9 protein-coding genes and 1 tRNA gene are annotated in these 11,940 nt (G+C 31.4%); all 10 read right to left on the bottom strand.

The annotated features are described in order from the left end of the window. Positions 1–313 precede the first annotated feature (313 nt). Complete coding sequence (locus tag CLFE_RS03525) at positions 314–1,702, bottom strand: glycine--tRNA ligase (RefSeq protein ID WP_077836201.1); 1,389 nt, start codon at positions 1,700–1,702, stop codon at positions 314–316. 237 nt (positions 1,703–1,939) lie between these two features. Continuing rightward, a tRNA-Asn gene (locus CLFE_RS03520) sits at positions 1,940–2,014 on the bottom strand. Between the two features lie 156 nt (positions 2,015–2,170). After that, the gene (gene lysS, locus CLFE_RS03515; RefSeq protein WP_077835935.1) at positions 2,171–3,715 is read right to left on the bottom strand and encodes a lysine--tRNA ligase; all 1,545 of its coding nucleotides are present in this window, start codon (positions 3,713–3,715) and stop codon (positions 2,171–2,173) included. Positions 3,716–3,734: 19 nt separating this feature from the next. Beyond that, on the bottom strand, positions 3,735–4,211 hold the full coding sequence (gene greA, locus CLFE_RS03510) for a transcription elongation factor GreA (RefSeq protein WP_077835934.1): 477 nt from the start codon (positions 4,209–4,211) through the stop codon (positions 3,735–3,737). 148 nt (positions 4,212–4,359) lie between these two features. Continuing rightward, positions 4,360–5,325, bottom strand: coding sequence for a tRNA dihydrouridine synthase DusB (gene dusB / locus CLFE_RS03505; RefSeq protein WP_077893399.1), 966 nt, complete (start codon positions 5,323–5,325; stop codon positions 4,360–4,362). Beyond that, positions 5,325–6,113 carry a type III pantothenate kinase gene (locus tag CLFE_RS03500; RefSeq protein WP_077893398.1) on the bottom strand — a complete coding sequence of 263 codons (789 nt, stop codon included), beginning with the start codon at positions 6,111–6,113 and terminating at the stop codon, positions 5,325–5,327. Before CLFE_RS03500 ends, dusB begins: the two co-directional genes overlap by 1 nt. Positions 6,114–6,233: 120 nt before the next feature. Further along, entirely contained in the window at positions 6,234–7,904 is a 1,671-nt protein-coding gene (locus CLFE_RS03495) for a formate--tetrahydrofolate ligase (RefSeq protein ID WP_077893397.1), read from the bottom strand. A 213-nt stretch (positions 7,905–8,117) separates the two neighbouring features. Then, positions 8,118–9,926 (bottom strand): ATP-dependent zinc metalloprotease FtsH, encoded by a 1,809-nt coding sequence (ftsH, locus tag CLFE_RS03490; protein ID WP_077835930.1) that lies wholly within the window; start codon positions 9,924–9,926, stop codon positions 8,118–8,120. A gap of 87 nt (positions 9,927–10,013) precedes the next feature. Continuing rightward, positions 10,014–10,550: a hypoxanthine phosphoribosyltransferase gene (hpt, locus tag CLFE_RS03485; protein WP_077851172.1), complete on the bottom strand. Its 537-nt coding sequence runs from the start codon at positions 10,548–10,550 to the stop codon at positions 10,014–10,016. Positions 10,551–10,552: 2 nt separating this feature from the next. Then, a complete protein-coding gene (gene tilS, locus CLFE_RS03480; RefSeq protein ID WP_077893396.1) occupies positions 10,553–11,938 on the bottom strand; it encodes a tRNA lysidine(34) synthetase TilS in 1,386 nt (461 codons plus the stop codon). Positions 11,939–11,940: the final 2 nt, after the last annotated feature.

Here is an 11,940-nt window from a genome sequence, read left to right as displayed (position 1 = left end):
AAATTTTATATAAGAATAATTAACATTTAGCTAGTGCATACTGTCACTTTTTTCAAGATTTACATATTTTCAATATTTTTTATGTAAAGTATTGAAAAATATTAATATATTGTGCTATAATATAGAAGTGCCGTAAGGAAAACATTAATATAATTCCCCAAGTTTTAATTGAACATATAACATATCCCCATGATTAAACCCTATTTTGCCGGATTTTATTATCCGGCTTTTTCTTTTTTTGTACAGGTTTATATAAACAAAGGATTTTCTCAGTATAAAATTTTTTCACACCAAGAAAATCCTTTTTAGTTCACTATTTTATTCTTTCTTCTAAATATTTCTCTAAATCCTCAATTTTTATTCTAACCTGACTCATACTATCTCTATCTCTTATAGTGACTGCCTCATCTTCTAAGGTATCAAAATCAACAGTTATACAATATGGTGTTCCTATTTCATCTTGTCTTCTATATCTTTTGCCTATACTTCCTGTTTCATCATACTCTACATTGAATTTTGAACTTATTTTCGAATAAACATCTAAAGCTTTTTCGGATAATTTTTTACTTAAAGGAAGAACTGCCGCCTTAATAGGAGCTATTTGCGGATTAAAATGTAATACTATTCTTTGATCTCCACCTTCAAGTTCTTCTTCATCATAAGCATCAATTAAAAATGCGAGTGCAACTCTATCTGCACCAAGTGATGGCTCTATTACATATGGAACATACTTTTCATTTGTAGTTGGATCTAAATAATTCATATCTTCTCCAGAATGATCCATATGCTTTTTAAGATCATAATCAGTTCTATCTGCTACTCCCCAAAGCTCTCCCCAACCAAACGGAAATTTATATTCTATGTCGGAAGTTGCTTTACTGTAAAATACAAGTTCTTCTTCTGAATGATCCCTAAATCTTAAGTTTTCTTTATTAATTCCTAAATCCATTAAGAAACTCCAGCAATAATCTTTCCAATATTTAAACCATTCTAAATCAGTTCCTGGTTTGCAGAAAAACTCTAATTCCATTTGTTCAAATTCTCTTGTTCTAAATGTGAAATTTCCAGGTGTTATTTCATTTCTAAATGCTTTACCAATCTGTCCTATTCCGAAAGGAACTTTCTTTCTTGAAGATCTTTGAACATTTTTAAAATTAACGAATATACCTTGAGCAGTTTCTGGCCTTAAATAAATTTCTGATGAAGCATCTTCTGTTACACCTTGAAATGTTTTAAACATAAGATTAAATTTTCTTATGCTAGTAAAATTCTCTTTTCCGCATTTAGGGCATTTAATATGATTCTCTTTTATAAAACCTTCTAACTTTTCATTTGACCAACCATCAGCACTTGCTACTTCTTCGCCTTGCTCTGTTAAAAAATCTTCAACAATTTTATCTGCTCTAAATCTTGACTTACATTCTTTACAATCCATTAAAGGATCTGAGAAACCACCTAAATGACCAGATGCAACCCAAACTTCACTATTCATTAATATGGCACAATCAAGTCCTACATTGTATGTACTATCCTGTACAAACTTTTTCCACCATAATTTTTTTACGTTATTTTTTAATTCTACTCCTAGTGGACCATAATCCCATGAGTTTGCAAGACCACCGTATATTTCAGATCCAGCAAAAACAAATCCTCTATTTTTAGCTAATGAAACTATTTTATCCATAGTCTTTTCATTTTTCATCTTTCTTACCTCCTAAAATATATTTTTGAATATAAAAAAAGACTATTACCTAAAAGGGACGAAATTACTTCCGCGGTTCCACCCTTATTGGCAATAGCCCTGCTTTTCTTTTAATATACTCGAAAGACTCCTCTACTGAATTCTCTTAACTGTTTTCACCAACCACAGTCTCTCTTCAAAGAAAATACAATTTTTATCTTTGTCATTGTACAAATATTATATTATCAAAAAATAAAATGGCTCCGCGAAAAGGATTCGAACCTTCAACCTATCGGTTAACAGCCGAGTGCTCCACCGTTGAGCTATCGCGGAATGTCCTGTGTTTCAACTACGAATATTATTATATCACATTGATATATAAAGTCAATACTTTTCAAAAACTTTTTTTCATAAATTTTATATTTTTGTGTGCAATCCTAAATATTAACATAAAAAATACGCCAAGTTTAAGCCTTGGCGTATTTTTTACTAATTATTTGGTGTAGGTTTCATCGTTGGGAATAATATTACATCTCTTATAGATGGTGAATCTGTAAGGAACATTACTAATCTATCTATACCCATTCCCATTCCCCCTGTAGGAGGCATACCTATTTCAAGTGCATTTATGAAGTCATCATCCATCTGATATGCTTCATCGTCGCCTAATTCTCTTTCTTTAAGCTGTTGCATAAATCTATCCTTTTGTACTATAGGATCATTAAGCTCAGAATATGCATTACATATTTCTCTACCATATATAAATCCTTCAAATCTTTCAGTGTACTCTGGATTCCCTCTCTTTTTCTTTGTAAGAGGCGAAATTTCTACAGGATAATCACATACAAAAGTAGGCTGTATAAGTTTCTTTTCACCATATTCTTCAAATAATGCGTTTAGAATATCTCCTTTTGTACAATCTTTTAATTCCTTCTTTAACTCTAATTTCTTTTCTTTAGCAATTTCCCTTGCTTCCTCATCAGTCTTTACTGTAGAAAAATCTATTCCAGAATGTTCTTTAACTATATCCACCATAGTTACTCTTCTCCATGGAGGTGTTAAATCTATTTCCGTTCCTTCATAAGTTATTTTTGTAGTTCCATTTACTTTTTGACATGCATATGCAACCATATTTTCTGTAACTTCCATCATATCATTATAATCAGCATATGCTTCATATAATTCAATCATTGTAAACTCCGGATTATGCCTTACGTCTATTCCTTCATTTCTAAAGTCTTTACCTATTTCGTAAACCTTCTCGAATCCACCTACTATTAATCTTTTTAAATAAAGCTCTGTAGCTATTCTTAGATGCATATCTAAGTCAAGAGCATTATGATGTGTTGAAAACGGCCTAGCAGACGCACCACTAGCAATAGTTGATAACACAGGAGTCTCTACTTCTAAATAATCTTTATTGTCTAAGAACTCTCTTACAGCTTTTATAATTGCTGTTCTTTTCATAAATGTTTCTCTTACATCTTGATTTATTATTAAATCTACATATCTTTGTCTATACTTTAAATCTGGATCCTTAAGACCGTGGAATTTTTCTGGAAGTGGCTTTAAAGATTTTGCAATAAGCTCAAGTTCAGTTACATGTAAAGTAATTTCTCCTGTCTTGGTCTTGAAAACTTTTCCAGTTATTACAACAAAGTCTCCTATATCAAAAGTTTTAAACTCTTTTAATTTTTCTTCTCCAACATCATCTATTTTTAAATAAAGCTGTACTTTTCCATATCTATCAAATATATCAGAGAATCCTGCTTTTCCATGAACTCTTTTGGACATAAGCCTTCCTGCTACAGTTACACTTTTATCTTCTAACTCATCATAGTTATCAACTATTTGTTTAGATGTATGTGTTCTTTCAATTTTATAAACATCAAAAGGATCTTTTCCTCTCTCTTGAGCATCTGAAAGCTTTTGTCTTCTTTCTCTTAAAAGATCATTCATCTTTGCTTCTTCTTTAGCTTGAAGCTTCCTTGCCTTTATTTCTTCCTTTGTCAATTGCTTTTCTTCATTTGACATTACTTTATCCCACCTCTATTTACTTAATCGCTAATATTTTATATTTATCAACACCATCAGGCACACTAACCTCTATCTCGTCTCCTACCTTTTTTCCAATAAGAGCACTGCCAACAGGCGATTCATTTGATATTTTATTTTCTATAGGATCCGCTTCTGCAGAACCAACAATAAAAAACTCTATATCCTCATCAAATTGATAGTCCTTTACTGTAACCTTTGAACCAACACTTACAATGTCGCCCTTAAGATCACTTTCATCTATAACATTAGCGTTTTTTAACATATTTTCTATTTGCGCTATTCTTCCTTCTACAAACGCTTGATCATTTTTAGCTTCATCATATTCGGAATTCTCACTTAAATCACCAAAAGAAAGAGCAACTTTAATTTTTTCAGTTATTTCCCTTCTCTTTGTTGTTTTTAAATATTCCAATTCTTCCTCTAATTTTTTTACACCTTTATAAGTAATAACATATTTTTTTCCTTGACTCATTGTTTTTCTCCCCTCTACAAAAAATTGAATCATACCCCAGATTATTGTAACAATATATATTGAAGTAATTATAAAACAGCATTTTTACGTTGTCAATATATATTGTTTTATATATGTTTATTCCCTTATGTAATTTTAATTACAGTTTTTAATCAAAATTTTTTCTATAATCTTCAAGAATACTAATAACTTTACTGCTACTTTCCTCTGAATTAACCATGCATTTTACATCTGTACAATTTTTTAGTGATTTTATATACCAGGCTATATTTTTTCTCATTTCGCGTACTGCCTTATTTTCACCATAATATTTAACCGCTTCCTTATAATGCAATATACACATATTTATTTTTTCTATGGGGGTAGGTTTTATGATTTCTTTTGAGTTCAAAGCACTCTTTACTTCTCTAAATATCCATGGATTTCCCATAGCGCCTCTAGCAATCATTAATCCATCACAATTAGTGTACTCTAACATTCTAATTGCAGATTCTCCTGATATTATATCTCCATTACCTATTACAGGGATACTTACTGCTTCCTTCACTGCTTTTATTATGTCTAAGTCAGCTTTTCCCTCGTACATTTGAGCCCTTGTTCTTCCATGAACAGTTATCATATCAGCTCCAGCTGATTCAATTACTTTTGCAAACTCAACAGCATTAATATTATCCTCATCAAAGCCTTTTCTGAATTTTACAGTTACAGGCTTATTAGCTACTTTTTTTACAGCCCTTACTATTTCATATGCCAGTTTAGGCTCTTTCATAAGTGCAGATCCTTCACCGTTTTTCACTATTTTAGGTGCTGGACACCCCATATTTATATCTATTATAGAAATTTTATCATCTACATTGAATTTTTCACAAGCCTTTGCCATTATATCCGGTTCACTTCCAAACATCTGAACCGCAGCATATTTTTCTTCATCTGAAACTTTCATAAGTTCTTCTGTATTTTCACTACCATAATACAATGCTTTTGCACTAACCATCTCTGTAAAGCAAAGGTCCGCACCCATTTTCCTACATATCTTTCTAAATATTATATCTGTTACTCCTGCCATAGGTGCTAAAAATACATTTCCTTCTAAATTAAGATTAGCTACTTTCATTAGATCACCTTAACTCTATTTTTTTCATATATTATTCTAAGCCCTTCTAAAGTTAAGAATGGGTTTATTACATCAACATTTTCAGCTTCTTCGCTTATAAGTTTAGCAAGACCACCTGTTGCAATAACAAGAGGTTCTTTTTCTCCTTCTTCTTGAAGTTCAGTCTTCATTCTTTCAACTATGTATCTTACTTGACCTATATATCCATATACAATTCCTGATTGTATACTTGAAATAGTATTTTTACAAATCGCATGCTCAGGTTTTATAAGTTCAACTCTTGGAAGTTTAGCTGCCTTTTCAAAAAGAGCTTCTGAAGAAACTTTGATTCCAGGGCATATTGCTCCACCAAGATAATCCCCATTTTCTCTAACTGCACAAAATGTAGTGGCTGTTCCAAAATCTATTATAATAAGAGCCCTCTTGTATATTTCATGTGCTGCTACAGCATTTACAATTCTATCAGCTCCAACTTCCTTAGGATTATCATATTTTATATTAATTCCTGTTTTTATACCAGGGCCAACAACAATTGGAGTAATTTTAAAATATTTTCTTATCATATGTTCTAAAGAATACATTATATTAGGCACAACTGATGATATTATTACTCCTTCTACCAAATTAGGACTGAGGTTTTCATGATAGAACAAATTCATCACTTGAACTCCATATTCATCTGCTGATCTTAATATATCAGTTGATAATCTCCATTCTGCTGTGAGTTTTTTGTCATTGTAGATTCCTAACACTATATTAGTATTGCCAACATCTAAAACTAAAATCACTTTTAATACACCCCTTAAAAATAAGAGCAGCATTAAAGCTACTCTATTATATCAAAGCACCTATATTGAAAATTCAACACAGTTATTTTATCAATTTCAAAATGCATGGTCAAGTAAATTTTAAAATAAACCTACTATAGACCCATCTTCAAATATATCCATTTTGTTTGCTGCTGGAACTTTTGGAAGTCCTGGCATAGTCATAATATTTCCTGTTTGAACTACTACAAAACCAGCACCATTTGATACTCTAACCTCTTTAACATTTATAGTAAAATCAGATGGTCTTCCTAAAAGAGCTGGATTGTCTGATAATGAATATTGTGTTTTAGCAACACATATAGGAAGTTTATCTAAATTAAACTTTTCAATTTCCTTTATTTGCTTATTTGCTTGAGGCGTATATTGTACTCCGTTAGCTCCATATATCTCTTTTGCTATTATATCCATTTTTTCTTTTATACTTAGCTTTTCATCATATAAATATTTAAAGTTACTCTTTTCATTTTCTAAGGTATCAAGAACTTTTTTAGCAAGATCTATTCCACCTTCTCCACCTTTTTCCCAAACTTCCGTAAGAGATACCTTGACGCCTTCTTTAGCACAGTATTCTTCAATACACTTTATTTCTTCATCGCTGTCTGTTATAAACTTATTTATTGCGACAACTACAGGAACACCATATTTTTTTATGTTTTCAATTTGCTTTCCTAGATTCGATAAACCTTTTTCAAGAACTTTTGCATCAGGTTTATTCAAATCTTCTTTAGCTGCACCACCGTGATGTTTAAGTGCTCTTATTGTTGCAACTAGCACTACACAATCTGGATTCAAACCACCATATCTGCATTTTATGTCTAAAAATTTCTCAGCTCCAAGGTCTGCTCCAAAACCTGCCTCTGTAATTACATAATCGCCAAGCTTTAATGCCATCTTTGTAGCTAAAATACTATTACAACCATGTGCTATATTGGCAAACGGTCCACCATGAATTATTGCTGGTGTATTTTCAAGTGTTTGAACTAAATTAGGTTTCATTGCATCCTTCATAAGCATAGCCATCGCACCTTGAACGTTCAGATCTTTACAATATACAGGATTACCATCCAAATCATATGCAACTAAAATTTTCCCCATTCTTTCTTTTAAATCCATAAGACTATTTGCAAGGCAAAGTATAGCCATTATTTCAGATGCAACTGTTATCATAAATCCATCTTCCCTTGGAAATCCATTTACTTTTCCGCCAAGTCCAACTACTATATTTCTAAGAGCTCTATCATTCATATCCATAACTCTTTTGAATACTATTCTTCTTTGATCTATTCTAAGATTATTTCCTTGATGAATATGATTGTCTATAGCTGCACATAGTAAATTATTAGCCGAAGTTATTGCATGCATATCTCCTGTAAAATGCAAATTTATATCTTCCATTGGAACTACTTGTGCATAACCGCCTCCTGCAGCTCCTCCCTTGATTCCAAAAACAGGTCCAAGAGAAGGCTCTCTAAGGGCTATTACTGTATTTTTATCCATCTTGCATAGGGCTTCCCCAAGCCCCACCGTAACTGTTGATTTACCTTCACCTGCAGGCGTTGGATTTATAGCTGTTACTAATACTAATTTCCCATCTTTTTTATCTTGGTTTTTTTTCAGAACATCCAAAGATATTTTGCATTTATACTTTCCATATAAATCAATATCATCTTCCCCTAAACCAATTCCTTCTGCTATTTTAGATATACGCTCCATTTTAGCTTCTTGAGCTATTTCAATATCAGTTTTCATGAATTAAATGCACCCCTTTTTATATGTAATAAAATTAATATAAATACAATAGGGAATAAATAAGTTCTATTAACTAACTCCCTATCATTAGCCTTTACTATTATACCATAATATAGTCAAAAAAATAGCGACAAGTTAATAGAATAGGTAACAAGTTTACTTATATAAATAATCCTGTTACCTATCTTTATTAATTATCGCTATTTTAACATATTAAGCATTTTGAAATACTTCTTTAAATTCATCTGCCTCTAATTTCTCTTTTTCAAGTAAAGCTTGAGCTACAGCGTGAAGTTTTGACATATTATCTGTTAGCATGTTTTCCGCTTTTACATAAGCTTCATCAATTAAGCCTTTAACTTCACTATCAATTTTAGCTGCAATTTCTTCACTGAAGTTTCTACTAGTTCCAAGATCCCTTCCCAAGAACACTTCATCTTGTTCTTTTCCAAACGTTATAGTTCCTATCTTATCACTCATTCCATATTCCATAACCATTTTTCTAGCTATGCTGGTAGCTCTATCTATATCGTTTTTAGCACCTGTACTAATATCTCCAATAACCAATTTTTCAGCTATTCTTCCTCCAAGAAGTCCAACCATTTCATCCTTAAGCTTATTCTTAGACATATATGAACTATCTTTTTCAGGTAGATGCATTGTATATCCGCCTGCCATACCTCTAGGAACTATACTAATTTGATGAACTGGATCAGAATTAGGTAAAAGTTCCATTAATACCGCATGACCGGCTTCATGATAAGCTGTGATTTTTCTATCTTCTTCACTTATTACTCTACTCTTCTTTTCTGGTCCTGCAATAACTCTTGTAGTTGCTTCTTCAAGTTCTTCCATTCCTATCATACTCTTTTGGTTTCTTACAGCTAAAAGAGCAGCTTCATTCATTAAATTCTCAAGATCAGCACCAGTAAAACCAGGCGTTCTCTTTGCTAAAACATCAAGATGTATAGAATCATCCAAATGTTTATTTTTAGAATGAACTTTAAGAATTTCTTCTCTTCCCTTAACATCTGGAGCACCAACTAAAATTTGTCTATCAAATCTACCTGGTCTTAAAAGCGCATGATCTAATATGTCTGGTCTATTTGTAGCTGCGAGTATTATTATACCCTCATTTACACCAAAACCATCCATTTCAACAAGGAGTTGATTAAGAGTTTGTTCTCTTTCATCATGTCCTCCACCTAATCCTGCTCCTCTTTGTCTTCCAACAGCATCTATTTCATCTATGAAGATTATACATGGGGAATTCTTTTTAGCTTGCTCAAACAAGTCTCTTACCCTAGATGCTCCTACACCAACAAACATTTCAACAAAATCAGAACCTGATATACTAAAAAATGGAACACCCGCTTCACCTGAAACAGCTTTAGCCAAAAGAGTCTTACCTGTTCCTGGAGGTCCAACGAGAAGAACTCCCTTTGGTATTCTAGCTCCCATTTCAATATATCTTTTAGGTTGCTTTAAGAAGTCAACAATTTCTTCTAATTCACCTTTTTCTTCATCAGCTCCAGCAACGTCATTAAACGTAACTTTTTGCTTCAAATCATCAGGTGAAGACATCTTTGCTCTGCTTTTTCCAAAGCCCATAACGCCTTTTCCTGCACCACCTTGTGTTTGTTGCATGAACAATACTAATATCACAACCATAGCTAAAATCATTATTATAGTTGGCATCCAACTTATCCAAACTGGTATATTAGCTGGTGCTGCATAAGATTCACCTATATCACCATTACTAGGGTGATCCGCAAGAAATTGATTAAGTCTCTCTAAAGGTACAATGGTTTCAAAAGATGAACCATCTTTATACTTACCATCAACTGTCATTTTATCGTCTTTCATTTCAAAACTTTTTACATTATTTTGAACATACTGCTTTTGAAATTGATCAAAGCTTACAGTATTAGTAGCTTTACCACCTTGAACTAACATTAAAATAGTGAAAACTACTACTACGAACACTACAATCCAGACCGTAGCACTAGAAATTTTTTTCAATCTAGGCCCCCCTCTCTATGTATATACTTGTGTTATTTAAAGATTGTATCACAACAAAAAACTGTTTACAACATAATATTCTATTAATTATTCATATATCTCATCTTTTAGTATTCCAATATACGGAAGATTTCTGTATTTCTCTGCATAATCAAGACCATAACCAACTAAGAAATAATCTGGAACTATGAAGCCTGTATATTTAACATCTATTTCAACTCTTCTTCTTTCTGGTTTATTAAGAAGCGTTATAATTTCTATGCTATTTGGCTTTTTACCTTTCATGTGTCCCATAAGATATTTAAGAGTTACTCCAGAATCTATTATATCTTCAACTATTAAAATATCTTTTCCTTCAACATCTGAATCTAAATCTTTAAGAACCTTTACTATTCCTGATGTGGAAGTAGCATTACCATAGCTTGAAACTGACATAAAATCCATAGCACAAGGAATATCAATATATTTTACAAGATTGCCCATAAAAACAACAGAACCCTTTAAAATACCAATAAGTATAAGATCCTTTCCTTTGTAATCCTCACTTATCTTCTTTCCAAGTTCCTTCACCTTATCGTTTATTTTTTCTTCATCAAGCAATATTTCTTTAATGTCTTCTCTCATTATTATTCCTCTCTTTCAATTTTTATTTCTAATATTTTTTTAGTGTTATTATCTATTTTAAATTTTTCACTTATTTTAAACTTTGTTATCCACGCTATTTCACCACCAAAACATATAAGAGGAATTTTTTTTCTTTCTTCTCTAGGTATTTTTAAATTTATAAATATATCCTTTAGTTTTTTATTATTTTTCATTCCCAAAGGCATAAATTTATCGCCATCAACTCTATATCTAACAGTTATATTTTTTCCTGCTTTATCTGCATCAAAATATTTTATGTTGTCACTTTGCTTTAAATTTATATCATTTGAATTATGTATTAATTTTATCCCTATTATTAGTTTTTCTTCATGTATAGCATTAGTTTCATTTATATTAAGAATATATTCCTTATTACTTATACATTTTTCTTCCTTTTTTAGTTTAAGATAAATATCACCATAATTATTATAAACTATCATGCTACTTGGCAAATTTATTTGCTTGCCAGTGGCACTTTTTTGACATTTTATAATACTATCAATATGCTTCTTTTCAAAATTGTATTTACTACTAACTAAATAAAGAATAGCTTTTCTTATTACTCTAGATAATATTGCTGCATCACTAAAAAATGCTTTCTTACTTATTATAACCTGTTTCTCACATTCATTACAATACAACTTATACTCTGATTTTGCAACTTTTTCTAAATAATCATTATCTATAGTTACAAGTTCTGCCAGTCTATTTAATGAACCTACTATATCTTCATTAAAATTATCTATTATATATGGTATTAAATCCAGCCTTATTTTATTTCTATTGTAATCCCTCTCTAAGTTAGTAGCATCAATTCTAGGCATTAACTTTTCATCTTCACAGTACTTTTCTATATCCAATCTCTTTGTTTCAATAAGAGGTCTTATATAATATCCGTCTCTAACTGGTCTAATTCCTTTAATTCCTTCTGTCCCTGTTCCCCTTATTATTCTCATCATTATAGTTTCAGCCTGATCGTTTGCATTATGTGCAATAGCTATTTTATTTGCACCAAATTTCCTTTTAACTTCTTCAAAAAATTCATATCTAATTTCTCTTCCTGCCATTTCCGAAGATAGTTTTTTTTCTTTTGCAATCTTATTTACATCTACTTTTTTCACATAAAATTGTATGTTCAACTTTTTGCAAAACTTTTTAACATACTCTTCATCTTTATCTGCAGCTTCTCCACGAATACAATGATTTACATGGGCAACACAAATAGATAGACTGAATTTATCCTTAAGCTTAAATAGCAAATGTAACAAACAAATTGAATCCGGTCCACCTGAAACAGCTACTACAATTCTGTCATTTTCTTTAATCATTGAGTTCTTTTCTATGGTATTGATGACTCCATTTATCAAAA

Source organism: Clostridium felsineum DSM 794 (genome assembly GCF_002006355.2).
GTDB classification, from domain to species: Bacteria; Bacillota; Clostridia; order Clostridiales; family Clostridiaceae; genus Clostridium_S; species Clostridium_S felsineum.
The sequence above is the reverse complement of the archived record's forward strand: the minus strand, read 5'-3'. Positions and strand labels throughout refer to the sequence as shown.